The sequence below is a fragment of the Arthrobacter sp. DualSoilB13 genome (genome assembly GCF_055389195.1).
Genome location: NZ_AP035865.1, coordinates 3,078,398 through 3,103,731, shown reverse-complemented (window position 1 = coordinate 3,103,731; position 25,334 = coordinate 3,078,398). Strand labels below are relative to the sequence as shown.

At 62.6% G+C, this 25,334-nt stretch carries 19 protein-coding genes and 2 tRNA genes; 12 read left to right on the top strand and 9 right to left on the bottom strand.

Annotation, left to right across the window (positions count from 1 at the left end):
• Nucleotides 1-54 precede the first annotated feature (54 nt).
• From ACZ5J0_RS14310 to ACZ5J0_RS14295, 4 genes are read right to left on the bottom strand one after another with little or no spacing between them, the layout of a single operon-like run.
• A complete protein-coding gene (locus ACZ5J0_RS14310) occupies nt 55-3,141 on the bottom strand; it encodes a glycoside hydrolase family 2 TIM barrel-domain containing protein (RefSeq protein WP_464093333.1) in 3,087 nt (1,028 codons plus the stop codon).
• Nucleotides 3,141-4,055, bottom strand: a complete 915-nt coding sequence (locus tag ACZ5J0_RS14305; RefSeq protein ID WP_142938300.1) for a carbohydrate ABC transporter permease — start codon at nt 4,053-4,055, stop codon at nt 3,141-3,143. The genes ACZ5J0_RS14310 and ACZ5J0_RS14305 overlap by 1 nt, the downstream gene beginning before the upstream one ends.
• Entirely contained in the window at nt 4,052-5,005 is a 954-nt protein-coding gene (locus ACZ5J0_RS14300) for a carbohydrate ABC transporter permease (protein WP_223940677.1), read from the bottom strand. Before ACZ5J0_RS14300 ends, ACZ5J0_RS14305 begins: the two co-directional genes overlap by 4 nt.
• Complete coding sequence (locus tag ACZ5J0_RS14295) at nt 5,002-6,336, bottom strand: ABC transporter substrate-binding protein (protein WP_142938302.1); 1,335 nt, start codon at nt 6,334-6,336, stop codon at nt 5,002-5,004. Before ACZ5J0_RS14295 ends, ACZ5J0_RS14300 begins: the two co-directional genes overlap by 4 nt.
• A 149-nt stretch (nt 6,337-6,485) precedes the next feature.
• Here ACZ5J0_RS14295 and ACZ5J0_RS14290 point away from each other — a divergent pair, with 149 nt between their 5' ends.
• A complete protein-coding gene (locus ACZ5J0_RS14290; RefSeq protein ID WP_464093332.1) occupies nt 6,486-7,145 on the top strand; it encodes a TetR/AcrR family transcriptional regulator in 660 nt (219 codons plus the stop codon).
• A 54-nt stretch (nt 7,146-7,199) separates the two neighbouring features.
• Here the strand turns inward: ACZ5J0_RS14290 and ACZ5J0_RS14285 are convergent, their stop codons facing one another.
• The 4 genes from ACZ5J0_RS14285 to ACZ5J0_RS14270 form a co-directional block, all read right to left on the bottom strand.
• Nucleotides 7,200-8,375: an acyl-CoA dehydrogenase family protein gene (locus tag ACZ5J0_RS14285; RefSeq protein ID WP_464093331.1), complete on the bottom strand. Its 1,176-nt coding sequence runs from the start codon at nt 8,373-8,375 to the stop codon at nt 7,200-7,202.
• Between the two features lie 133 nt (nt 8,376-8,508).
• Nucleotides 8,509-10,035 (bottom strand): APC family permease, encoded by a 1,527-nt coding sequence (locus tag ACZ5J0_RS14280; RefSeq protein ID WP_464093330.1) that lies wholly within the window; start codon nt 10,033-10,035, stop codon nt 8,509-8,511.
• Complete coding sequence (locus ACZ5J0_RS14275; RefSeq protein WP_166839854.1) at nt 10,032-11,237, bottom strand: glutathionylspermidine synthase family protein; 1,206 nt, start codon at nt 11,235-11,237, stop codon at nt 10,032-10,034. The genes ACZ5J0_RS14280 and ACZ5J0_RS14275 overlap by 4 nt, the downstream gene beginning before the upstream one ends.
• A 2-nt stretch (nt 11,238-11,239) precedes the next feature.
• Complete coding sequence (locus tag ACZ5J0_RS14270) at nt 11,240-11,938, bottom strand: Tat pathway signal protein (protein WP_142938307.1); 699 nt, start codon at nt 11,936-11,938, stop codon at nt 11,240-11,242.
• Between the two features lie 152 nt (nt 11,939-12,090).
• Here ACZ5J0_RS14270 and ACZ5J0_RS14265 point away from each other — a divergent pair, with 152 nt between their 5' ends.
• The 8 genes from ACZ5J0_RS14265 (at nt 12,091) to ACZ5J0_RS14230 (ending at nt 20,646) form a co-directional block, all read left to right on the top strand.
• Entirely contained in the window at nt 12,091-13,611 is a 1,521-nt protein-coding gene (locus ACZ5J0_RS14265; protein WP_464093329.1) for a sensor histidine kinase, read from the top strand.
• Complete coding sequence (locus ACZ5J0_RS14260) at nt 13,608-14,282, top strand: response regulator (protein WP_166839860.1); 675 nt, start codon at nt 13,608-13,610, stop codon at nt 14,280-14,282. The genes ACZ5J0_RS14265 and ACZ5J0_RS14260 overlap by 4 nt, the downstream gene beginning before the upstream one ends.
• 32 nt (nt 14,283-14,314) lie before the next feature.
• Nucleotides 14,315-14,971: an MOSC domain-containing protein gene (locus ACZ5J0_RS14255; protein ID WP_464093328.1), complete on the top strand. Its 657-nt coding sequence runs from the start codon at nt 14,315-14,317 to the stop codon at nt 14,969-14,971.
• Nucleotides 14,972-15,365: 394 nt separating this feature from the next.
• Nucleotides 15,366-17,531, top strand: a complete 2,166-nt coding sequence (locus ACZ5J0_RS14250; RefSeq protein ID WP_250820108.1) for a DEAD/DEAH box helicase — start codon at nt 15,366-15,368, stop codon at nt 17,529-17,531.
• A 496-nt stretch (nt 17,532-18,027) separates the two neighbouring features.
• Nucleotides 18,028-18,099 (top strand) — tRNA-Thr (locus tag ACZ5J0_RS14245).
• A gap of 61 nt (nt 18,100-18,160) precedes the next feature.
• Nucleotides 18,161-18,234, top strand: a tRNA-Met gene (locus ACZ5J0_RS14240).
• A 65-nt stretch (nt 18,235-18,299) separates the two neighbouring features.
• Nucleotides 18,300-18,956, top strand: coding sequence for an NAD(P)-dependent oxidoreductase (locus ACZ5J0_RS14235; protein WP_142938312.1), 657 nt, complete (start codon nt 18,300-18,302; stop codon nt 18,954-18,956).
• A 118-nt stretch (nt 18,957-19,074) separates the two neighbouring features.
• Complete coding sequence (locus ACZ5J0_RS14230) at nt 19,075-20,646, top strand: Na+/H+ antiporter (RefSeq protein ID WP_166839862.1); 1,572 nt, start codon at nt 19,075-19,077, stop codon at nt 20,644-20,646.
• Nucleotides 20,647-20,673: 27 nt separating this feature from the next.
• Here the strand turns inward: ACZ5J0_RS14230 and ACZ5J0_RS14225 are convergent, their stop codons facing one another.
• Nucleotides 20,674-21,897, bottom strand: coding sequence for an ROK family protein (locus ACZ5J0_RS14225; protein ID WP_464093327.1), 1,224 nt, complete (start codon nt 21,895-21,897; stop codon nt 20,674-20,676).
• Between the two features lie 268 nt (nt 21,898-22,165).
• Between ACZ5J0_RS14225 and ACZ5J0_RS14220 the strand changes: the two genes are divergently transcribed.
• Genes ACZ5J0_RS14220 through ACZ5J0_RS14210 form a run of 3 tightly spaced genes read left to right on the top strand, consistent with a single transcriptional unit; the run spans nt 22,166 to nt 25,268 of the window.
• Nucleotides 22,166-23,398, top strand: a complete 1,233-nt coding sequence (locus ACZ5J0_RS14220) for an ABC transporter substrate-binding protein (RefSeq protein ID WP_142938353.1) — start codon at nt 22,166-22,168, stop codon at nt 23,396-23,398.
• A gap of 23 nt (nt 23,399-23,421) precedes the next feature.
• Nucleotides 23,422-24,366, top strand: a complete 945-nt coding sequence (locus tag ACZ5J0_RS14215) for a carbohydrate ABC transporter permease (protein ID WP_142938315.1) — start codon at nt 23,422-23,424, stop codon at nt 24,364-24,366.
• Nucleotides 24,366-25,268, top strand: a complete 903-nt coding sequence (locus ACZ5J0_RS14210) for a carbohydrate ABC transporter permease (protein ID WP_160147637.1) — start codon at nt 24,366-24,368, stop codon at nt 25,266-25,268. The genes ACZ5J0_RS14215 and ACZ5J0_RS14210 overlap by 1 nt, the downstream gene beginning before the upstream one ends.
• Nucleotides 25,269-25,334 lie beyond the last annotated feature (66 nt).

Below are 25,334 nucleotides of genomic sequence, written 5' to 3'. Positions count from 1 at the left end.
CTGCGCGCTATTCGTGCCCGGAAGCATGCAGAGCGGGCCCCGCAACGGGGGGAGCTAGCCCGCTTCGGTGATCCGGAACGTCAGCGTCCGTGCTTCCGGACGCAGTGCGTGGTCCGGCCAGACGTCCGGACCGCACGCCCTGGACCCGAGCCCGTGCTGGGCGGCATCGAGGTACAAGTAGCTGCCCTTGCTTGCCGGCAACTCGTGCGGGTGGGCTGCGGCGGAAATCTCCTGCGCCGTGTGCCGTGAGAGCGTGAAACCGGGCAGGCGCCCACGGGAATCAGGGATAGCGCTGAACCCCAGCCAGGGTTCTCCGGAGTTCTGCAGGTCCAGCGCGCGAACCGCACTCCGGTGTCCCGTTTCCTGCGGTTTGGCGTAGTTCACCGAAAGCTCGTCGATGCCCGCCGAGTAGCGGCCCACAAGCGTTGCATGCATGCTGTCCGGGTAGGACTCACGGGGGCCGGCGCCGAACCACGACGCACCATCCACTGACCCGGGTAGGTCAAAGCGGACCCCCACCCTCGGCCAGATGATGTCCCACCCCGAGCTGGGAACAATGTCCAGACGGAGCCACAGCTCGCCATCGGACAGTTGCCAGTTCTCCTCCACAGAGACCCAATGTGCGGCATCGGCTGCAGCGTAGCGGGTACGGACGGAGACGCCCGATCCGGTGGCCGAGACCTTCTCCACCCTGGCCGTCAACCGTTCAAGACCGGCGGCACGCCAGATGCTCTCGGATGACGGGGCCGGAACACCGTCGCCGTTGTTGAGCCACGGATCGGCGAGGTCGTAGCTGCCCCGGCCGGCGCCGGCGTCGTTATCGGTGGGAGCCCGCCACAATTCCAGGCGCGGCCCGGACACCGGCAGTCCGGCCAGCGAGACCAGCCGGCCGTCGTCAAAGACCCCGGGCCCCAGCGCAACCGTACCCGCCACTCCGTGGACGGCACGGTTGGCCGAAGACTGAGGGCGCGGGACGCTCAGACGAGGCGCAGCGTCTGAGAGTTGGAGCTGCGCAGCGGAGATCACGTGCCCGGCCTCGGCCCACGCTGTGTCCTTGCGAAGGACCGACTCCACAGTCAGCCAGCACTCTCCCGAGTCCATGGATGCGAACTCCGGCAACTCAATCAGCGCCGAATTCCCCGCGGGGAGGGGGACGCCGGCCGAGGTGACGACGTCGAGCTCACCGGACGCGGTCACCTCGCCGTCCACTTCGGTGCGCCAGCGAAGGGCGACGTCGGACGCATCAGCGGTGTGCCGCAGGTTGGCAACGGAAACGGAACGGCGCGTGCCGCCGTCGTGCGTTTCCGTGCTGAAACCCAGGCGCAGGGGCGCGACGATCTGTTTGTACTCAAAGAGACCGGGGCTGGGCGTGGAGTCGGAGAGGACCATGCCGTCCATCACAAAGTTGCCGTCGTGGACCACTTCGCCGAAGTCCCCGCCGTAGGCAAAGAACTCGGTGCCGTTGGCGTCCGTGGTGCGGATACCGTGGTCCCGCCATTCCCAGACAAAGCCGCCATGCAGCCGCGGGTAGCGGTCCACCAGGTCCTCGTACTGGTCGATTGCGCCGGGTCCGTTGCCCATGGCATGGACGTATTCGCAGAGAATGAACGGTTTGGTGCGCTGGCGTGCGGACTCCGCCGCGGAACATCCCAGGAGCAGCGAGCCGGAATCGTCCCGGCCGATCGCTTCGGTTTCCGGCACGGAGGAGTACATCCGGGAATAGACGTCGGTATAAGCGCCGGTGTAGTCGCCTTCGTAGTGGACGGGGCGGCCAGTGTCCCGGGCATGCGTCCATGCGGACATCGCGGCCAGGTTGGAGCCGCTGCCCGACTCGTTGCCCAGGGACCACATGACGATCGAGGGGTGGTTCTTGTCCCGCTCCACGGTCCGTTCCATGCGGTCCAGGTACGCTTCACGCCACGCGGGATCATCGCTGGGGTTACCCACCCAGCCGTGCCGTTCAAAGCCGTGGGTTTCAAGATCGCATTCGAGGATCACCCAGAAGCCCATCTCGTCCGCGATGTCCAACAGGCGGGGATGCGGCGGGTAGTGGCTGGTGCGGATGGCGTTGACGTTGAACTTCTTCATCAAGGCAAGGTCCTGGCGGGCAAAGTCCTCGTCAAACACGCGGCCGCGGTCAGGGTGGGTCTCATGCCTGTTGACGCCATGGAACACCACGCGCTTGCCGTTCACCAGGAACCGGTCGCCCTTGATCTCCACGGTCCGGAATCCCAGGCGCAGCGAAATGGTTTCCCCATCGCTGGACACGGTGGCGTTGTAGAGGCGCGGAACCTCTGCGGACCAGGGCTCGACGGCGGCAATTGCCACCGGGGTGACGTCGGCAGGGGAGTTCCAGACGACGTCGACGTCCAGCTCGGGTACGGACAGCCGCACCGGGTAGGCGGCGTTGTCAGCCGTGATTTCGGGGTCGATGACGCCCGCGTTGTTGGCATAAGACGTGCGCAACCAGACGTCGTCGATGCCCTTCGCAGGGCGGGCCTGGAGGGTGACATCGCGGAAGATGCCCGGCATCCACCACTGGTCCTGGTCCTCCACGTAGCTGGACGCAGACCATTGATGGACCCGCACAGCCAGGACGTTCTGTCCGGGGCGTGCTGCCTCGGTGACGTCGAATTCCTGGGCGAGCCGGCTGCCGGTGCCCACACCGATCTCGCTGCCGTTGAGCCACACCTTGTAACGGGATTCGACGCCGTCGAACCTCAGAACAAGGCGTTCGGTGTCCTTCCAGTCGGCGGGCAGTTCGAAGCTTCGGCGGTAATCCCCGGTGGGGTTCTCATCCGGGACATGGGGTGCATCGGTAGGGAAAGGAAACTGGACGTTGGTGTAGATGGGCCGTCCATAACGGCCATCGCCTTCCAGGACCCAGTGCGCGGGAACCGGGATCTGGTCCCAAGTGGAGTCATCCAGGGCTTCCTCGGCGACGCCTTCAGTGGGTTCGCCGGCGGGGAGGACACCTCGGCCGCCCGGGGTTCCGGGAGCCCCCGGGAGAAGCCGGAAACGCCACGTCCCGTTCAGGGAGATGGTGGGTGCGTCGGTGTGCAGCCAGGAACGGGCAGGGAGTCTCTTGCCGGATCCCGGACCGGTGTCAGTGATGTAGCTGGCGTCCAATGACGTGGTCATTACTTAACGGCTCCTTCTGTCAGTCCGCCGCGCCAGAAGCGCTGCAGGACAACCATGGCGATGCTGAGAGGAATGATGGAAAGCAGCACCCCGCCCGTGGTCAGTTCATAGAATTCGGGCAAACGGTCAACCTGGCTCAACCAGTTGTTCAGGCCCAGCGTGATGGGGTAAAGCTCGGAATCGGACAGCATGACCAAAGGCAGGAAGTAGTTGTTCCAGATGCCCACCAGTTGGAACAGGAACACGGTGACCAAGGCCGGCGTCAGTACCTTGAGCCCAATGGTGTGGAAGATGCGGAGCTCGCCCGCGCCGTCGATCCGTGCGGCCTCAATCAGCGAGGTATCCACTGTGGCTTGGGCGTAGATCCGGCAGAGGAACAGGCCAAATGGTGAAACCAGGGAGGGCAGCAGGACGCTCCAGTACGTGTTGGCCAGGCCCATCTGGCTGAACAGCAGGAAGAGCGGCAGGGCAGTGGCAGTACCCGGAACCAGGACGCCGCCAAGGATGGTGCCGAACACCAGGTTGCGTCCCTTGAACTGGTACTTGGCCAAGGCATAGCCGCCTGCTGCGGCAAAGTATGTGGCCAGGAGCGCGCCGACACCTGCGTAGATGGCCGAGTTCAGGAACCAGCGGCCAAAAATGCCGTTGTCGTAGCTGACCACACGGCCGATATTTTCCCACAGAGAGAAAGTGGGCGCGAACCAGAAGCCATTGGTGGAGAAGAGGTCTTCCGTGGATTTCGTGGAGGCCACGAACACCCAATACACGGGAATCAGGAAGTACAAGGCCACCACCACCAAAAGTGCGGTGACAATGATGGTGGATGACCGCCGTCGTCCGGCCGAACGGTCCGGACCCGCCGATGTCTTGCTGCGGATGGCGGGAGTGGCGGGCTTCGTTGCTGTGGAGGTCATGAGGACTTCCTGTTCGTCAGTGCGAGGAAAGCGAAGGAAAGGGCGAATGCGGCCACGGCGATGATGACCGACTGGGCTGCAGCGACGTTGTAGTCGTTGTAGGCGAACGCGGTGGTGTACGCGCTGAGATTGGGCGTGTATTGGCTGTCGATGGCCGGAGCAACGGTCTTGAGGACCTGCGCTTCAGCGAACAGTTGCAGCGTTCCGATGATGGAAAACACCGTGGTGAGCATCAGTGCGGGGCGGATCAAGGGGAGTTGGATGCTCCGGGCAACACGCCACGTGGAAGCGCCGTCCACCTTGGCTGCCTCATAGAGTTCCACCGGGATGGCCTTGAGCTGCGCCACGATGATCAGCATGTTGTAGCCCGTGTAGCTCCACGTGACGATGTTGGCAATGGACCACAGGACGCTGTTGGCGCCCAGGAAATCGGGAGTCAAGCCAACGATCTTGGCTGCGTCAAACAGCGGGCTGAGCCCGGGCACGTACAGGAAGGACCAGAGGATGGTGGCGATGACGCCCGGTACACCGTAGGGGAGGAAGTAGGCGGCACGGAAGAAGCCAGGCCACTTTGCCGATGCTGACTCGAGCATGAGAGCCAACGCCGTGCACAGGACGATCATCACGGGAACCTGGACGATACCAAAGAGCAGCATTCGGCCAATGGACGCCACAAAGCTGCCGTCGGCCAGAGCCTGGGCGTAATTGCTGAAGCCGGCGAACTCACTGGTCACGCCGGCTTCACCGAAGAGCCCGCTGCGGGTCACCTTGGTAAAGCTGGACATGATGGCCACAACAATGGGCAGCAGGAAGGTGAGGACAAAGAGCCCCAGGAACGGAGCCAGCAGAAGCCAAGGGGCGCGTGCAGCAGCGCCGGCCCGCTTGCCCGGACGGTTTGGTGCCGTGGCGGCGGGGCGCTGCACTGTAGATGCGGTGCGGGTGGTGGTCATGCCGTTTCCTTCCGAATGCTGAGGCCCTTGTTCTTGAAAACGGTGATGATCTGCTGCTCGGAAGCTGCGATTGAATCGACCAATGAGGTACCGAAAGCCTTTTTGCGGAAGCCGTCGCTGAGGATGTTGAACGACTGCTGGGTCACCGGCCACCAGGACCAGTCCGGGTTCTGCTGTTGGGCGGCGGGAACAAAGACTTCCTCGTTATAGCGTTGGCCACCGAAGAACGCCGAGGGCTGCTGCCGATCCGTGCCAATAAAGTCGGGGTTGGGTGACCAGCCGATGCCGCTGTGCTTGATCTCGGCGTCGATTCCCTCTTTGGACGTGGTCAGCCACACCGCAAACTCGAGTGCTTCCTTGGGGTGTTTGCTGTTGGCCAACACCGCCGCCGTAGAGCCACCCAGGTAGCTGGAGCCAAAGCCGGTGTCGCCCCACGTGGGCATCGGCGCGACGCGCCACTTACCTTCGGAGCCACTGACGCCCTGCACCAAAGCATCGCCCCAGCTGCCGGTGATGGTGGAGGCAATGCCACCCTTGCCGGCGGCCGCAAACCAACCCGGGGAGAAGGCGCCGTACGCGGTGGTGACGAGGTCGTCGTCGATCGCTTTGTCGAAGAAACGCGCGGTGTTGAGCGTGGCGTCGTCGGTCATGTTGATGACCCAGCCATCCTCTTCCGGTCGCAGCCACTGGGCGCCGGCCTGCCCCGCGAAGGACGCGAAGGGAGAGGCATCGCTGATGGGGAAGCAGTCCAAGTAACTGTCCACGGAGCGAAGTTCGGCGGCTAAGGCAGCCCACTCGTCCCAGGTCTTCGGGGCGCTGCCCCCCACCTTGTCCAGGATGGCGGGCTGGTAGAACATGCCCATGGGGCCGGCGTCCTGGGGGATGCCGTAAACGCCCCCGGTGTAGCTGACTTGCTTCCACAGGGTGGGGTCGTACAAGTGTTCGTGTTCCTTGGCGCCATAGCGGTTCAGGTCAACCAGTCCGTTCACCAGCATGAACTCCGGGATGGACCGTAGTTCCACCTGAGCCAGGTCAGGTCCGCCGCCAGCGGCCAGGGCTGAGTACAGCTTCTGGTACCCGCCTGCGTTGCCGCCCGGGATCCACACCACATCCACTTGGATGTTGGGATTGGACGCATTCCAGACATCAGCGACGTTTTGGAAGTCCTTAAGCCAAGCCCAGTAGGTCAGCCGCACGGGCTCCCCGGCGGCGGGGATGGTTGGTGCGGCGTTGACGGACTGCGTTCCTGGAGTAGCGCACCCGCTCAGCAAGCCCATGGCTGCTGTTCCCAGGCCTGCGCCCAGGAGTTGTCTTCGCGTGAATCGGGTCACGAGCCTTCACCTCTTCGTGTCAGGTTGACGATGACGCGGCTGGGAATTCCTTCAGTCCGCCGCGGCAAGTGTGACTACGGTAACAGAAAATTCGAGTAGTCACTCGAATTTCATTTTTGAGTCGAAACACACATGTACACTGGCTAGCCATGACCACAAAGGACGTGGGCCGAGCAGCGCGGCGGGGCCCCTACGCAAAATCCGAAGAACGGCGCCGGACCATTCTTGATGCCGCCCATGAGGTGTTCGCTGCCCACGGCTACCGGGGCGGGTCACTGCAGGACGTTGCCGACCGGGTGGGGCTGAGCCAAACCAGCCTGCTGCACTATTTCCCGTCCAAGCGTGATCTCCTGATGGCAGTCCTGGAGCGACGCGACGAAATCACCGGCGATGCCTTCCCTGATGACATGGAAGAGGGCCTGGTCGATTCAGTACTCCGGACGGCGCTGTTCAACGAGAACATTCCGGGCCTGGTTGAGCTGTACACCATTCTGTGCGCGGAGTCCGTTACCGATTCGCATCCAGGGCGCGTTTACTTCACCGAGCGCTTCGATCGGCTGAGGAAAAGCTATGCACGGCGCTTCGCCGAGCTGGCTGCAGAAGGCAGGTTGAGGGCCGGCGTCGATCCTGATGAAGCTGCAATGTCCTTGGTTGCACTGTGGGACGGGCTCCAAACACAGTGGCTGCTGGCCCCCGACGACGTGGACGTGGTCAAGGGGCTCCGCGGCTACTTCAAACTTCTGGTCCTCCCCGAACCCAAATCCGATCCCAACCCAACCCCGAACCCAACCCCAACTGAGTCGCAGTAGTGCGCCTTATGAGGCCGGCTCAAAACGCGCTCTACTGCGACTCAGTTGGGTGCGCTAGCCACGGAAAGCTCCGATGCCCGTGATGTGCTGACCCAGGATCAGGGTGTGGACCTCATCAGTTCCCTCATAGGTCCGCACCGACTCCAGGTTGTTGGCGTGCCGCAGCGGTGAGTAGTCCAAGGTGACGCCGTTGCCGCCCAGGATCCTCCGAGCCTCCCGGGCGATCTTGATGGCCTCGCGGACGTTATTCAGCTTGCCCAAAGAAATCTGCTGGGGCTGAAGATGGCCGGTGTCCTTCAAGCGGCCCAAATGAAGGGCCAGCATGGTGCCCTTCTGGATTTCCACCAGCATGTTCACAAGTTTCTCCTGCGTCAGCTGGTAGCCCGCCAGCGGCCGACCAAATTGGAGGCGATTGCCGGCATAATCCAACGCAGCTTCGTAGCAGTCCCGGGCCGCTCCCATGGCACCCCATGCGATCCCGTATCGCGCCTCATTCAGGCATGAAAATGGTCCCCGAAGTCCCGAGGCACCCGGGAGGATGGCTTCAGGACTCAGCCTCACGCCGTCGAACTTTACATCGCACTGAATGGAAGCGCGCATGGAGAGCTTCGGCTCAATCGGCGTAGCGCTCACACCGGAGGTCCCGGCGGGAACCAGGAACCCTCGGATGCCGTCTTCAGTGTTCGCCCATACCACCATGACGTCTGCAATGGTCGCGAGGCCGATCCAGCGTTTGGCACCATCCAGGACCCAACCGTCTGCTGTTTGGCGGGCAAAAGTGGTCATGGATGACGGATCAGAACCGGCAGTCGGCTCGGTCAGCGCGAAACAGCCGATCAGCTCCCCGGCGGCCATTCGAGGAAGCCATTGCTCTTTCTGTTCCTCCGAGCCCCATTTATGGATGGCCGTCATGGCAAGGGAGCCCTGGACCGAGACGAACGTGCGGATCCCCGAATCGCCGGCCTCAAGTTCCATCGCGGCGAGGCCATATTCGACGGCGGTCCGGCCGGGGCAGCCGTAACCGTCCAGGTGCATTCCCAGAACACCGAGCTCACCCAGCTCCGTTGCGATCCCGCGGGGGAAATGAGCGTCCTCGTACCAGCGTGCGATGTTGGGGCGGATCCGCTGTGCGGTGAAGTCGCGGACCCGCTCGCGGAGGGCCAGCTCGTCTGCCGTCAGCAGGGAATCGAGGGCAAGGACGTCGGAGGTGTTCGTCGTTGAATCGCTCATTCCAGCATCTTAAGCGGCCAACGCTGCGTTCCTCCCCGGTTAGTTCCCCGGTTCAACGAAAGAAGGGCCGGAAACGCCCGTGTCGCAGGGTGTTTCCGGCCCTTTCGGGAGACTAACTGGGGAGGAACGCAGCCTACTCGCCGCGGACCACACCCACCTCGGCGCGCTCACCGGTGAAGTAACCCCGGGTGGAGGGTGCGAAGCGGCAGACGACCGCCAACACAACGCCTAGGGCCAACAACAGTACGCCGCTGACGAACGCCCCGCCGATGCCGAAGATCTGCGTGTCGCCGTAGGCCGGGTCCCACATCTGCACTGCGGAGATGAAGAAAGCCGCAGCAAGGGATAGTGCACCAAGGAACGGCAGGATGCCGCGGAACCACAGGTTCCTGGCCGAATCCCGGAGCGTGGAGCGGAAGAACCATAAACAGGAGAAACCAGTCAGCGAATAGTAAAACGCAATGAACAAACTGATAGCACTGATGGAGTCCGAGAGCAGGTTTTCACTCAGGAAGCTCATGGCAACGTAGTACACCACAGCCACCGCACCCATCACCTGAGTGGAGAAGCCCGGAGTCATGAAGCGCTCGTGGACCTTGCCGAACCGAGGAGGAAGCGCGCCGTGGACACCCATGGACAGGGTTCCGCGGGCGGTGGGCAGGATGGTGGTCTGCGTGGAGGACAGGACTGAGGCAAGCACAGCCACAATGATCAGCCAGCCCCAAGGACCCAGCACAACGTCTTTCATGGCCAGGAAGACGTCGTCCTGGTTTGCCTCGTTGCCCAGTCCGATGCCGTCGGTACCGATCGTGGCGTACATCATCACCAGGAGGGCCACGGAAACGTAAATCGCCAGAAGGACTGTGGCGGAGAGAACGGCGCCACGGCCGGGGGTCTTGGCAGGGTTTTCCGTCTCCTCATTCAGCGCCAGGCACGTGTCCCAGCCCCAATAAATGAACAAAGCCAGCAGGACACCATGAACCACGGCGCCGGGATCTGCAAAGGCGCCGGCAGGATTGAACCACTCAAAGTCGAAGGCCTGCCCTTCAGGCGCACCGCCTGCGATCCGGAAAACAATGGCCACCGCAAAGATGCCCAGCGAAATGTACTGAATGTAGGTCAGTGTTCGCTGGACATGCTCGCCCAAACGGATGCCGCGGTGGTTCACGTACGTCATGAACACAATGAACAGCACACCGGTGGCAGTGACCAGCCAGGTGTTATCGGCCAGTGAACCGTCGCCGATCAGCAGCCACACGTACTTGCCCGCGATTTGCGCCAGGTTGGCCAGCACCACCACACCTGCCAGGGCCACGCCCCAGCCGCCCAGCCAGCCAGCCCACGGACCGAAGGCTTTGCGGGCCCAGAAGAACGTAGTACCGCAATCCGGCATGGCGCTGTTGAGCTCACGGAAAGCGTAGGCAATGAACAGCACGGGGATGAAGCCGAGGATCAGGATCAGGGGAGTGTAGTTGCCGTTGACTGCAACAATGAGTCCCAGCGTTGCCGCAAGCGAGTAGACGGGCGCGGTGGAGGCGAGGCCCAGCATGACGGAGTCGCCCAGGTCCAGGATCCCGGCGTGGAGGCCTTTGGAAGGTACGACGGCGGTGCGGTCGCCGCCCGCTGAGCCGCCACCCGGCGTCGAGGTTTCTGTGCTCATAGTGCAGCTCCGTAGGCAGTAGCAGGGGGCGCGATGGGCGCCGGGGCGTCAATGGTATTGGGGACAAAGCGGCAGAAATAGTCCGTGATGGGTCCGTCTGATTCGCGGATTCCGCAGCCCACGGATTCGCCATCCACTACCCACAGGCCCAGGACAGGATGGTTGCCGTCGAAGTCGGGGAGGGAGTGGTACTGCTGGAAACACCAGCCTTCGCGACCATAACCACCTGGCTGTTGGATTTCGATGCCGGGGGCGTGAATGCGAATGTTATCGCCCTCGCGTCCATGCAGCGGCTTGGCCACCCATTCCTTGAGAGGACCGGGATCGCCGAGGTAGGCAGGCAGCAGGTTCTCATGATTGGGGTAGAGGTGCCACAGCGCAGCCAGCAGGGCTTTGTTGGACAACAGCATCTTCCACGCCGGCTCAACCCAGCGCGGGTTGTGGGCGCGCTGAAGGAGACGGTGTCCGAAGGGTTCCTTCATCATCAGTTCCCACGGGTACAGCTTGAACATGGTGCTGATCATGAAGTTGTCCAGGTCCACGAACCGGTTCAGGTTGGGGTCCCAGCCAATATCGGACATATTGATCCCGATGGTGGTCCAACCGCCCTGGCTTGCAACATCCCGCATGTACGCCGCCGTCATCCAGTCCTCGCCGGATTCCTCCGCCTCGGAGTGGGCAACATGCAAGGTGCTCATGCCGGTGCGGAACTGCAGCTTCTTCCACTGACGGATCAGGGCCTCATGGATTCCGTTCCACTGGTCCTTCTCCGGGAAGACGTCCTGCAGCCAGAACCACTGAGCCACGGAAGCCTCGATCAGCCCGGTAGGGGTATCGGCGTTGTACTCCAGCATCTTGGCCGGACCACCCTTGCCGTCATAGATGAAGTCGAAGCGACCGTAAATATCCATGTCGCCGGCCTGCAGCGACTCCCCGGCCAATTCCAGAGCCTGCCGCCCGATGCCGATATCGCCCATGGCCCCGGTGGCGAGGTACTTCGCCGCCTCCAAGCACATGATGTGCATGTCCTCGGCGGTTTTCTCGAGGGTTTCAACCTCGTCTTCGGTGAATTCGTAATAGGCCGATTCGTTCCAGTACTCGATGTTCCGGCCATCGGGCATGGTGGTAGTGGAAAATACCAGGCCCTGTTCTTCGATCTTCTGCTTCCAGTCCGGCCTGGGCTCGGAGGGGAGTCGACGCACGCCTAGCCCCCCGAGCTTCCGCCGCTTTTGGAGCTGCTGCCAAAGCCGCCGCGGCTGACGGTGCCGCCCTTGGTGCTGTACCCCTTGGAGGCCTTGGCGTCCGTGGGCACATTCTTGGTGTAGCTCGGGTAGGAGCTGCGGTTTTGGCCCACGGCAGGCACGCTGGCCCCGCGGGAATAGAAGTACCAGGCGTAAACCCCTGAACTGCGGCCCGCCGAACTGCTGTTGTCGCACTGGTTGTCATCAACGCGCTCGCCGGTTTCCTCATTGAAACAGACCTGCGCGTAGTCAGCTTCCTCCTTGTTGCTGGCCACAATCGCAGTGATGGTTCCGGCCAGGAGGGCAGTCACACCCAGACCCACCACCAGGGTGCGGCGATGCGAGCGCTTCTTCTTCTTGGCCGCCTCCGCCTCACCGCGCTCGCGTTCTTTAGCGAAGGGGTCAACTACGGGGAGGGGTTGGCCGGGCTTGGGTGCTCCAGCCCCAGGCTGGGGTGCCCCGGCGGGCTTTTTCCTGCGCTTGCCGGTGCTGCCCTGCGCCGGTTCTTTCTCGACGGGCGTGAACAGCTCAGGGTGGAGCTCGGGCTTGGGTACCTGCCACGGAGGAGGCTTGGGCGGATTGTTGCCCGCCGCAAAGTCGCCGTTGTTGTCCCTGCTGCCGCCGTTGTTGCCGGCTGCGTCAGGGCTGTCATTCGGGCCCATGTATATCCCCCTGGATAGACCGTTGAAGTGTCCGGCGCCACGCCGGACCAGAATACTCAGAGCAAGCCTAGTCCCTGTGCGCCGCGCAGGCACGGGTGACGGCCGTGAATGGGGATAAGTCCCCATGTTTGGAAGCATGTAAGGATGTAGCCATGGCGGGACCTGAAGCAAACAGCAACGGCGACGACGGCGTGCTGCTGCGGCTCCCGCCGATCCGCGGCATCGGCACCGCCCGGGTGATCACGGGCCTGGTGTTGGCTGTTGTGTTGCCGCCAGGCATTGAACTCATGGTCACTGTCCTTGGCTTCCGCAACTTCGCGATCATCATGCTGTTGCAACTGGCTGTAGCTGTTGCGGTGGCGGCCATTGGTGGTTTGTGGCCGGCGGTGGTGGCCGCGGTGCTGGGCAGCTTCCTCCTTAACTACTTCTCCGCGGATCCGGTGGGGTCCCTCTCCATCGCCGATCCCACCACCTTGTTTACGTTGGTGGTTTTCCTTGCGGTGGCCTGCGGGGTTGCGCTCGCGGTGGGCCTTGCCAGCCGCAGGGCGCAGGAGGCAGCCCGCTCTGGGGCAGAGGCCACGGCCTTGAGTGAGCTCGCCCTGCGCATCCTGAGCTCTGATGGGAGCCTGGAGTCCTTCCTTGAGAAAGTGCGCAGCAATTTGGGAATGGAAGCGGTGACGCTACTGGGTTCATCGCAGCAGGGCGCGTCAGCCGGTTCGACGCCGGAGTGGCGGGTCCTGGCGGGTGCCGGCCCGAATCCGCCGGTGACCCATGCCGCCGCAGACCATGCCGCCGTCGTCGATCCCCATTACACGTTGCTGCTGCGGGGCGGACCGTTGTCAGCCCATCAGCAACGGATGCTGGCCGCCTTCGGGGCTTTTGTTGTGGCTGTCCGTGATCGGCAACAGTTGGTGAAAAGCCGGCGGGACAACGTGAGGTTGGCTGAAAGCAACAAGATGCGCACCTCCATCCTGCGCGCCGTCTCCCATGACCTCCGGACTCCTTTGGCCGGGATTAAGCTCGCTGTCAGCAGCCTGCGCCAGGAGGACGTGACATTTCCTCCCGACGTGGAACGCGAGTTGCTGGAGACCATCGAAGAGTACGCCGACCGCTTGGACCATTTGGTGGACAACCTCTTGGACATGTCGCGCATTACGGCTGACGCGGTCAATCCGCTGCTGACGGGCATTGTGTGGGCTGAGGTGTTGCCGCAGGCGCTACGGGGGGTCCCCAGGGAACGGCTGCGCAATGAATTGCCGCCCAATCTTCCCCCGGTGCAGGCCGACGCCGGGATGCTTGAACGGGTGGTGGCCAACATTGTGGAGAACGCCATGAAGTATGCGCCGGAGTCCGATGTGGTCCTCACGGCGCGTGCCGGAGAGGGCATCACCCTGGGGGACCGGCCCGCCAGCGAACTGAGAATCATCGATCACGGCGGGGGAGTGGGGCATAAGGAAGTGGTGGATATATTCCAGCCGTTTCAACGATTTGGTGATTCCCCACCTCAGTCGCCTGCAGGCGGGATCAGCGCCGGTGGCGGGATCGGATTGGGCCTTGCAGTGGCGAAGGGCTTCAGTGAAGCCATGGGCGGCAGGCTGGCTGCGGAGCCGACGCCGGGTGGTGGCTTGACCATGGTGGTCACGTTGCCGCTATGGACCGGGGGTGCGCAATGACGCTGGTGCTCATTGTTGAGGATGAAGCCCGTATTGCCCGCGCCATGCAGGTGACCCTCCAAGCGCACGGCTATCAGGCGCTGACCGTCGGCACCGGTGCCGAGGCCTTGCAGGCTGCGGCCAAGCAACCAGTGGAGATTGTGGTGCTGGACCTCGGGTTGCCGGACATGGACGGAGTGGAGATCATTCGTCGCATTCGCGGGTGGAGCAGCATGCCAATCATTGTGCTGTCCGCGCGGCACGCCTCTGAGGACAAGGTAGAAGCGCTCGACGCCGGTGCGGACGACTACGTGACCAAGCCCTTCGGTTTGGATGAGCTGCTTGCGCGGCTTCGGGTCGCCTCGCGCCGGGTTGTTACCGAACATGAGGAACCAACACTGGCCACCACGGACTTTATGGTGGACCTGGCTGGCAAGAAGATCATCAAGGATGGCGCGGAAGTGCGCCTGACACCCACGGAGTGGAACATCCTGGAGCTGCTGGTCCGTAATAAGGGGAAGCTGGTGAGCCAGCAGCAGATCCTCACCCAGGTGTGGGGGCAGGCGTATGCGAAGGAAACGCAGTATTTGCGCGTATATATTGCCCAGCTTCGGCGGAAGTTGGAGCGGGATCCTGCCGAACCCAGGCACCTTCACACGGAAGCGGGCATGGGCTACCGTTTCGATCCTTAATCCTGGCCCCTTGCGTCCGTACACTGTTGTCCATGAACACCGCATCCCTCCTTGCCGTCTGCCGTGTGCACCAGTTGCTGCCCGACCCCGAGGGGAGCGTGGGCGTCACCGGCATGGACAAGCGCCCCGTGGAGGGGCCGGTTAAGGTCCACAGACTCGGACTGCATGGGGATGTGCAGGCAAACCGGGTTGATCACGGCGGGGAGGACCAGGCTCTGTACGCGTATTCGCAGGCTGATGCTGACTATTGGTCAGGTGAGCTGCAGCGGAAGATGCCAGCCGGAATTTTCGGCGAGAACCTGCGCGTCACCGGCATCGAAACCACCGGGGCTGTCATTGGCGAACGTTGGAAGATCGGTTTGGATGTGGAGCTGGAAGTCACCTCACCACGGGTTCCGTGCGCCACCTTCCAACGGGTGATCGGCGAGCCGCAATGGGTGAAGCGTTTCACGCAGGCCGGCCGGGTTGGCACCTACCTTCGGGTGATCAAGACAGGCACCATTTCCGCGGGGGATCACATCCACCGCACTTTCGTCCCCCGGCACGGAATTACCGTGGGTCAGTGGTTTAGTGAGCCCACTCCGGAACTGGTCCAGATCCTGCTCGATGCCGATGCCGACGGCGAGATCCGATTGCAGGAGGACTACCACCCCGTCTTCGAAAAGGTCCTGCGCAGAAACGGACTCTAGGTCCCCACCGTGTGGCCGTAGATCCGGGTGTGAACAAGCTCACCCCGCCCTTGTGCTCCCTCGGGTCGCGCTGATGGGCCTGCGTGCCCTACACTTGAAATATCCCCCACTCCGGAAATCCCTTTATCCTGCCCAATTCTTGAGGCAGGACTGGTAAGTGTTGGGGCCCGCAAATGTGTGTGGGCATTTTCATAGGGAGAGCCGGCTAAAGAAAACGCTGTACAGACTGCTGGGATAGCAGCCAAGAGATGCAGCGGGAAGTCCTGCCATGGGATTGCGATAGCGCCGGACTTCTTGCGACAAACAGGGCACCTTTCCTGTTTCTCGCGACGAGTAATGCGGCCAAGCCCAACCGGGCCGCGCCGACTGCCCTATGGATGAGGAATTTCCCCCTATGACCGAAAATCTCAACGAAAACTTCGACGCCCAGACCGCCGAGTCCGCTGCTGTAGCTGAGACCTCCGCACCCGCCGAAGCTGAAGCACCGGCTGCTGCCGCTGCCCCCGTCGAGACTCCTGCAGCTGAGACTGCAGCCCCCGCCTTCACCGAAGCTCCTGCCCCCAAGGCAGGGGACGAGGACGAAGAAGGCGTCAAGTTCGTCGATCTTGGCATCGATGGACGCGTCCTGGCCGCCCTGCAGGATGTCGGCTATGAGAAGCCGTCCCCCATCCAGGCAGCCACCATTCCGTTGCTGCTCGAAGGCCGCGACGTCGTAGGCCTCGCCCAGACCGGTACCGGCAAGACCGCGGCATTCGCCGTTCCTGCCCTGTCCCGCCTGGCTGAACTCCACGACCTCAACGGCCCGTCCCGCAAGACCCAGGCGCTTGTCCTGGCTCCGACGCGTGAACTGGCCCTCCAGGTTGCTGAGGCATTCACTTCCTACGCCAAGCACATTGACGATTTCACCGTCCTCCCGGTGTACGGTGGCTCCGCTTACGGCCCACAGCTGGCCGGCCTGCGCCGCGGTGCACAGGTAGTTGTCGGCACCCCCGGCCGCGTGATTGACCACATCGCCAAGGGTTCATTGGACCTCTCCGAGCTCCAGTACCTGGTGCTGGACGAAGCTGACGAGATGCTGCGCATGGGCTTTGCCGATGACGTTGAGCAGATCTTCCAGCAGACCCCTGATACCCGTCAGGTTGCGTTGTTCTCCGCCACCATGCCGGGCCAGATCCGCCGCATGTCCAAGCAGTACCTGAACAACCCGGCTGAGATCTCGGTGAAGTCCAAGACCACCACCGGTGCCAACACCAAGCAGCGCTACCTGCAGGTCATGGGCCCGCACAAGCTGGACGCCCTGACCCGCATCCTCGAAGTTGAAGAGTTCGACGGCGTTATCGCCTTCGTGCGCACCAAGATGGCTACCGAGGACCTCGCCGACAAGTTGAAGTCCCGCGGTTTCCAGGCTGCCGCCATCAACGGCGACATCCCGCAGCAGCAGCGCGAACGCACTGTTGACGCGCTGAAGGAAGGCCGCATTGACATCCTGGTTGCTACCGACGTCGCCGCCCGTGGCCTTGACGTTGAGCGCATCAGCCACGTGATCAACTACGACATCCCTCACGACACCGAGTCCTACGTGCACCGCATCGGCCGCACGGGCCGTGCGGGTCGTTCGGGTGACGCTATCCTCTTCATGACGCCGCGTGAGAAGTACTTGCTGCGTTCCATCGAAAAGGCGACGCGTCAGCCGGTTGAGCAGATGCACCTTCCTACTGCCGAGACTGTGAACACCCTGCGTCTGGGCAAGTTCGCAGAGCGCATTACGGAGACCCTCGCATCCGAAGACGTTGCCGCGTTCCGCGACCTCATATCTTCCTACGAGGAAGAGCACAACGTTCCGGCCTCTGAGATCGCCGCAGCCCTGGCCGTCATGGCGCAGGGTGGACAGCCTCTGCTGGTGAAGGAACTGCCTGCAGCTCCCGAGTACCAGAAGCGTGAGCGCTCCAAGGATGGCTTCGGCTCACGTGGGCCGACCCGCGCGCTGACCGAGGGCAACGCCACCTACCGTATCTCCGTGGGACGCCGCCAGCGTGTCATGCCGGGTTCGATCGTAGGCGCCATTGCCAACGAAGGCGGCATCTCCTCCGCACAGATCGGCGGCATCGATATCCGCTCGGACCACTCCTTGGTGGAGCTCCCGGCAGACCTGAGCGCCGATCAGTTGCGTGCATTGTCCCGCACCCGCATCGGTGGTGAGCTGATCAACCTCGAGCTGGATAACGGCCGCAGGCCCAACAGCGAGCGCGGCGGCTACTCCGGTGGCGGCGCTGGCGGACGCGGTGGCTACGGCGACCGCGAAAACCGCGGTGGCGGAAACTTCAAGGGTTCCGGCGGCTTCAAGAAGGACTTCCGTAAGTCCGACGGCGAGCGTACCTCCGCTGACCGCGGTGGCCGCTCCTACAGCGACCGCTCCGAGCGGACCGCAGGCAGCTTCGGCGACCGCGATCGCGGCCAGGCCAGCGGATCCCGCTTCGGCGGCCACGGTGATGGTGCACGCAAGCCCCGCAGTGGCGGCGAAGGCGGACACCGCGATTTCAACCGCAAGGGCAAATGGTAAACACTTTCGCAAGTGGTAAACACTAAGTAGTTCCCGTCAGGGGGTCGGCTATCGAGCCGGCCCCCTGACGTGTTTAACGCTTACCTCCGGGTCCTGGTGTCTGCGCGCCGGTGTGCGGCGGGAATTTCCCATGAGGCGGGTTCCGTGCGGCCGCGGACGCTGCAGCAGCGCAGGAGGCCGCTACGGGGGCCGGACAGCCAGGTCCAGTGGCGCCGCGGGCCACTGAGGTTGTGGTGGAGCAGGGTGACACCATGAACGGGATCGCCGCGCTGTATGGGTGGACCTTGGTTCCCTGATTGCCACCAACGCGGATACGGTGCCAAATCCGGACCGGATCTACCCTGGATAGGTGCTCCGGTTGCCCTGAAGCTTGCCTGTTTGAAGCCGAAAATAGATCAAGGATTGAGCGTCTTCGCAAATTGTGTCGGCGCTGTCTTTTCGCGTTTTTTCGCCGATTTGTAGCTTCTGAAAACGTCCGGTAGAGTATTTACTCGTTGCCCCCCTAGCTCAGTGGTAGAGCGCGTTCTTGGTAAGAACGAGGTCACCGGATCGATTCCGGTGGGGGGCTCTGGATGAGGGCCTGTGTCAAGGCGGTTTTGACCGGCTTGACACAGGTTTTTCTCATTCGTGGCGGTGTAGCTCAGTTGGTTAGAGCGCACGACTCATAATCGTGAGGTCGGGAGATCGAGCCTCCCCACCGCTACAGAGCAAGGCCCCGCAGCTTCTGCCTGCGGGGTCTTTTTTCGTTGAGTGGGACAGAATGGTTTCATGAGCCGAATCGCAATCATTGGTGGCCACGGGAAAGTGGCCCTGCATCTGTCCCGCATTCTTAGTGGCGAAGGTCACGACGTCACATCCTTCATCCGAAATCCCGACCATGTGGCAGATGTCACGGAGACCGGTGCCTCGGCTGAGGTGCTGGATGTGGAGAACTCGACGACGGCGGAACTCGCCCAAGCGCTCAAGGGCCACGATGCCGTGGTCTGGTCAGCAGGAGCCGGTGGAGGGAATCCTGACAGGACCTATGCCGTGGATCGGGACGCAGCCATCAGGTCGATGGACGCCGCCGCAGAGGCGGGGGTTAAACGGTATGTGATGGTTTCTTATATTGGTGCTGCCAAGGACCACGGTGTGCCCGCCGACAACCCGTTCTTTGCCTATGCCGAGGCCAAAGCGGCGGCCGACGATTACCTGCGGGCTACCGAGTTGGACTGGACCGTCCTGGGCCCTGGAACCCTGACCGACGAGCCGGCCACGGGTCAGATCCAGACTGACCCGGAGAACCCCGGTAGCGGCACGGAGACCTCACGGGCCAATGTTGCCTTGGTCACTGCGGCGGTGCTGGAGTTGCCGGGCACCATCCACCGGACCATCGCCTTTAAGGACGGATCCAAGGACGTGGTGGATGCCCTCACGGAGGACTGATCCTGCACTGGAGACGCGGACCACGCACAGGGTGAGCCTGCGCACCGGGATATGTTGGTAGGGACCTTTTTCGGCTTCGCCCGGGGAAGGGCCTTACAACCTCTGGGGAAGCAGGAACATGGATCAGTTGGCGCTCATTGTCGGGTTGCTGCTCGCGACGGTGGTGGCAGTGGGCTTGGGGGACAGGCTTCGGCTTCCGTACCCGGTGTTGATGTTGCTCCTGGCCGTTGGGCTGACCTTCATACCGGGCTTTCCCGAGTTTGAGATTTCGCCGGAACTGATCCTGCCGATCTTCCTTCCGCCCTTGTTGTTCGCGACCGCGCAAAAGAGCTCCTGGGCGGTTTTTCGCGTACGCTGGCGGACACTGCTGCTGTTGGCCGTGGCCCTGGTGGTGGTCTCCACTGCAGTAGTGGCTGGTGCTGCCTGGCTGATGATCCCGGGTATCGGCATTCCGGCGGCAATTGCGCTGGGTGCCATGGTGGCCCCTCCGGACCCCGTTGCGGTGGAATCCGTGGCGGGTCGTGTGCACATGCCGCGACGGCTCATCACTGTCCTCCAGAGCGAAGGACTCTTCAACGACGCCGCGGCAATCGTGATCTTCCAGGCAGCGGTTGCGGCAACCATGTCCGGCAAGGAAGTTGGCCCCGAGGTCATTCCCCAGTTTGTCATTGGCGCCGCACTGGCCGTGGTGATTGGCGTCGCGATGGGTTGGCTGACCAAGTTCATCACTACGTTGGTGACGTCCATGGTTGCCCGCAGTGCCGTGACCCTGGTTGTTCCCTTCGCCGCCTACATCCTCGCGGAGGAGCTGCACGCCTCAGGTGTGGTGGCCGTCGTCGTCACCGCCTTGGAACTGCAGCGCCATACGCGGCCTCAGGATGCCGCCGAACGCATCACGCGGACCGCCTTCTGGGACGTGGTGGAGCTGCTGGCAACCGGGCTGGCTTTTGGGCTGGTGGGGCTGGAAATCCGTCACGTCATCCGCGATGAAGGCACGGCTATCTTTGGCATGATCGGCATGGCGGTGGTGATCTGCGTCCTGGTGTTTGTGGTGCGCTTCCTGTGGTTGGGTCTACTCGCCCTCACCGCTCGAAAGCGCCGAAACCTGTTGCAGCCAACCTCGCCCAAGGAAGTGTTGATCCTGACATGGTGCGGCATGCGCGGCCTCGCCACCCTGGCGCTGGCCCTGGCACTCCCCATGACGTTGCCGGACGGCAGCGACTTCCCGGCCCGCCACGAGATCCTGGTGATCGCCTGCGCGGTGCTCCTAGCCACCCTGGTCCTGCCCGGGCTCACGCTGCCGTGGCTCATGCGGGTCCTGGATGCGACCGAGGACGGATCACACGAACAGGACGCCGCGAAGGTCCTGGCTAAGCGTGCACAGTCTGCCGCCGTGGCCGCTCTGAAGGACCACGACCTCATGAAGGAACTCCCGGCCGAGAAGGTGACCTTGGTGAAGGAGAAGATGCGCCGCCTTCACGCTGAGCTGTTGGACGGCACATTGCAGAACGAGTCCGTCGCCGAGAAGCGTAAGCGTGGACGGGAACTCTCCATTGCCGTGCAAACCATCGCCCTGGACGCAGCCCGCCAGGAAGTGGTGGCGGCCCGCAATGAGCCAGGCACCGATCCGGAAGTCGCTGACAGGGTCCTCCGGCAGCTGGACCTGCGGACCATGTCCATGCCGGATTAGGATCGACACCGGACGGGGCTCAGCGAATCAACTGGCCGTCACTTGCTGTGACAGTGAGGCCGGGTAGAGATCCAGTGCGTGTTCCTCGACGTAGTCCAGTGCGTGCCGGATTGCGCCGAGGGAGACAATGCCGTCCCCGAGGGGCGAGGTTGCCAGGCGCGGGGGAGTGAAGGTGAACTCTGTCATCTTTTCCTCTATGCCCGGAATCAGTGTGTGGGCCGAGGCCGCCACGGCCCCGGCTATGACCACCAGGTCCGGGTTCACCAACGTACTGACTGAACCGATGACCCGGGCCATGCGTTCGGACAGGCGGTCCAGCACGGTTCGCGCGGCGTTATCGCCCTCTGCTGCGGCTTCGAAGACCATCTCGGCGCTTAGGGATTCGGGATGGCCGCCACAGAGAGTGTGCAGCGAGGTCGTGGCGCTGGCTTCCATGGCTTCGCGGCCCCACCGTGCAGCGTAGTGGGCAATTCCGTAGGTGTCTCCCACGCCTTCCACGGTGTCCAGGTAGCCCAGTTCACCGAAGCCTCCGAGCTGGCCGCGGAGCAGGCGTCCGGATTCAAGGATGCCCGAGCCCAGGCGGTCACCGGCCAACATGACCACGAGGTTGTCCACTCCTTGCGCGGTGCCCTGCCACCGTTCGGCCAAGGCGGCCAGGTTGGCGTCATTTTCCAGGAGGACATGCCAGCCGTGCCGCTCAGCGACGATCCTGCGGACGTCGAAGGACCTCCAGAATTCCTGGACGGTGAGGACTTCGCCGTCGCGGCTGACCGGTGCAGCAACCCCCACGGCGACCGCCAGCACGGAATCCGCAGTGACTCCTGCCTGCTTCAGGGCGTCTGCGGCAATGCGGTCCAGCACGTCGGCGCGTTCATCGGCAGAGAGGTTGAAGGCACGGAAGGGCATGGTGACCCTGGACAGGGATGCCCCTGCCATGTTGGCCACGATTGCCGTGATCTTGGTGGCGCCGATGTCGATGCCGATGACGCTGGCCGCGTCGTCGTCGAATACGAAGCGGCGGGCCGGGCGTCCCTTGACGTAGTCCCCGGTGCCCCGTTGGTTCTCCAACTCCTGGAGCCAACCGAGCCGGACCAGTTCATCGCAGATCGATATGACAGTGGCGCGCGAGAGTCCGGTGGAGTCCATCAACTCGGTTCCGGTGAGGACACCGGCTCCGCGCATGGCCTTGAGCATTGCGCTGGCGTTGACCCGGCGTACCAGTTGGGTTGACGGTGCAGTCCCGCTCAGCATGGGGTACTCCAAACTCTTGGGCGTCCATCGGGAGCGATGGAACGATCTCTCTAAATTTAGTACATAAATTTAGATTGTGACGCAATTCCGTTAAAAGCTTGACCCTGTGGCGCACGTCACTCAGACTAGCGATAGGTCATAAATTTATCTCCTATCTAAACTCGGGCTGGTCAGCAGCGACCTCCCCGGGCACGGCGGCCACAGCGGTCCGCACGACGAAAGGACCACGGAGTCTGTGAAACCTACGCGTAAGAAGCGCCTTGCGGCGATGACCCTCGGACTGGCCCTGTTGGCCGGTCTCCTCTCCGGTTGCACGGGGGAATCGGGCAAGGAAACCATCCGCTTCACGTTCAGCAAGCGCGAAGCCATTGGCTTCATGACCAAGCTCGTTGCCGACTACAACGCCTCCCAGAACGACACCGAGGTTGTCCTGGACACCTCGGGGGTGGATGTGGTGTCCGCGAGCTTCGTTCGGGGAAATCCGCCGGACATCGCCTTGGCGAACTACAACATGGAAACCTCACGCTTTGTCCAGCGGGGCGCCTTGAGCGATCTCTCCGGTACGGCAGCGGCGTCAAAGATCCGGGAAGATCTCCAGCCGTTGATGGACCAATACGGGACCTATCCGGACCGCACCAGCGCGCTGCCGTACTCGATCATGGCCTCCTCGGTCATCTACAACAAGGAAATCTTCGCGGCCAACAACATCAAGGTGCCCACCACCTGGAGTGAGTTGACCGCAGCATGCGAGCAACTCAAAGCCGCTGGAGTGACGCCGTTCTACGCCACGTGGAAGGACGACTGGACCATCGCCCAGGGCTGGTTCGACTACTCGGTGGGTGGCCAGGTGGACACGCTGGACTTCTTTGACAAGCTTTCCGCCGAAGGCGCCAACGTGGGGCCAAAATCTGCAGTGTCCTTCCAGAAAGACTTTGAAAAGCCTGTTGGCAAGATGCTGGAACTGGCCTCGAAGTACGTCAACAAGGATGCTGCAAGCCGGGCCTACGGCGACGGCAACCTGGCCTTCTCCCAGGGCAAGGCTGCCATGTACCTGCAGGGTCCGTGGGCCTTCAGCGAGATCGCCAAGACGGCCCCTGACCTGAAGCTTGGAACCTTCCCGCTGCCCATGACCGAGAACCCCGAGGACCTGCGCGTGCGCGTCAACGTGGATCTCGCGGCATGGATCCCGGAGGCCTCCAAGCACAAGGAGGCCGCGCAGGACTTTCTCGAGTACCTTTACCGGCCCGAAGTAATCGATGCCTACAACAAATCTCAGCTGGGCTTCACGCCCACCAAGGACTCTGCGAACGTCCCCGACCCCCGGATTGAAGGAATGGTGCGGTACTACGAGCAAGCCCAGGTCTACCAGGGTCCTTCAGTGCTGGTACCAAAAACCATCCCGATCATGAACTACACGCAGGCGCTCGTTTTCGGCGCCAGCCCCACCTCCACCCTTAGCACCCTCGACGCAGATTGGGCGCGGCTGGCTTTCCGCCAGTAGCGCTGAAGCAGGGAGTCAACATCATGTCCATCATCACCACCCCCACCACGTCCGGGCAGGACGGCCGGAAGCAGGATTCGGCCAAGCAGGGCCGTCAGCAGCAGGGCAGCAAGCGCCGGGTCGAGCCGATCTTCTACTTTTTCCTCGTCCCCAGCCTCATCCTCTTCACGTTGGCCATCACCGTTCCGGGAATCATCGGCATCTTCTTCAGTTTCACCAACTCGATCGGAATCGGTGACTGGGAATTTGTCGGCCTGACCAACTACATTGCGATTTTCAGCGATCCCGCCATCCTGCAGAGCTACCTGTTCACGTTCGGGTTCTCCATCGTCACCGTGATCGCCGTGAACGTGGTGGCGTTCCTCCTGGCCGTCGGGCTGACCTCACGCATCAGGATGAAATCGGCGCTGCGGACCATTTTCGTCATCCCCATGGTGGTCTCGGGCATCATCATCGCCTATGTCTTCAACTTCCTGTTCTCCAACTCGCTGCCGTCCCTGGGTGCCGCTGCCGGGATTCCCTGGTTGGAGAACAGCTTGCTGGCAAACCCGGACCTCGCCTGGGTAGCCATTGTGTTGGTCACTGCCTGGCAGGCTGTGCCGGGTGCACTGCTGATTTATATCGCAGGACTGGTGGCCGTGCCGGGCGACGTCTATGAAGCTGCGGAGATCGATGGAGCCAGCAAGTTCCAGCAGTTGGTCAAGATCACGCTTCCGTTGGTGTCGGGCTACGTGGTCATCAACATCATCCTGGGATTCAAGGGCTTCCTGAACGCCTACGACATCATTGTTGGCCTGACCAACGGTGGCCCGGGCACGTCCACCCGAAGCATCGCGATGACCGTCATCTCGGGCTTCAACGGCGGCGACTACGCCTACCAGATGGCCAACGCCACGATCTTCTTCGTAGTAGCCATTGTTATCTCTCTCGTACAGCTTTCGCTGACTCGCGGACGGAATGCACTCTGATGACCAATCAAGCCACCCTCGCCATCACCGAGCCCACCACCCAGCCCACCGGAAAGAGCCGGCGCCGGTCCGAGTCCGCCGTCGAACGCGTGAACTGGCCGGCAACCACCATCCTCATCCTGTGCGCGGTCACCGTGCTGCTTCCCCTGTATGTCACGGTCTCCATGGCGTTCAAGACCCAAGGGCAAGCCGTGGACGGCAACGCCTTCTCCTTTCCCGCCCCGTTCAGCATTGAGGGCTTTGTCCAAGCCTGGACCCTGACCAACTTCCCGGTGGGGGCTGCTATGTCTTTGCTGGTGACAGCGGGGACCGTGGTGGCCACCATTGTCCTGGCTGCCTTCGCCTCGTACGCGATCGTGCGCAACTGGGAGCGTCGGCTGTTCAGGTACTCGTTCTTCTACCTTCTGGGAGCAATGTTCATTCCGTTCCCCGTAGTTGCGCTGCCGCAGATTCAGCTCACGGGCCGCCTTGGCTTGGATAATCCGTTTGGCGTCATCCTGCTTGCCACCATGTTCCAGCTGAGCTTCAGCGTCCTGCTCTTCACTGCCTTCCTGCGCTCCATCCCGATGGAACTCGAAGAGAGCGCCAGGATTGACGGCGCAACTACGTGGCAGACTTTCTGGAAGCTGATTTTTCCGTTGCTGGCGCCGATGAGCGCCACCGTGGGCATCTTCGCCTTCCTCTACGCGTGGAATGACTTCATGATGCCCTCGCTCATCATCTCGGACCCGTCCCTCCAGACGCTACCGGTGCGGCAGAACCTGTTCCAGACCCAATTCAGCAACAACTACCACGTGTCATTCGCGTCGTACCTGATGGCGATGGCTCCGGCGATCATTGCGTACTTGTTCACCCAGCGCTGGGTCATGGCAGGGGTGACCCAGGGTGCGGTCAAGGGCTAAGCACTGTTGACCTTCAACCTCCGGGCGTTTCATACTGGTCCGGGACATAAATTTAGATTCTAAATC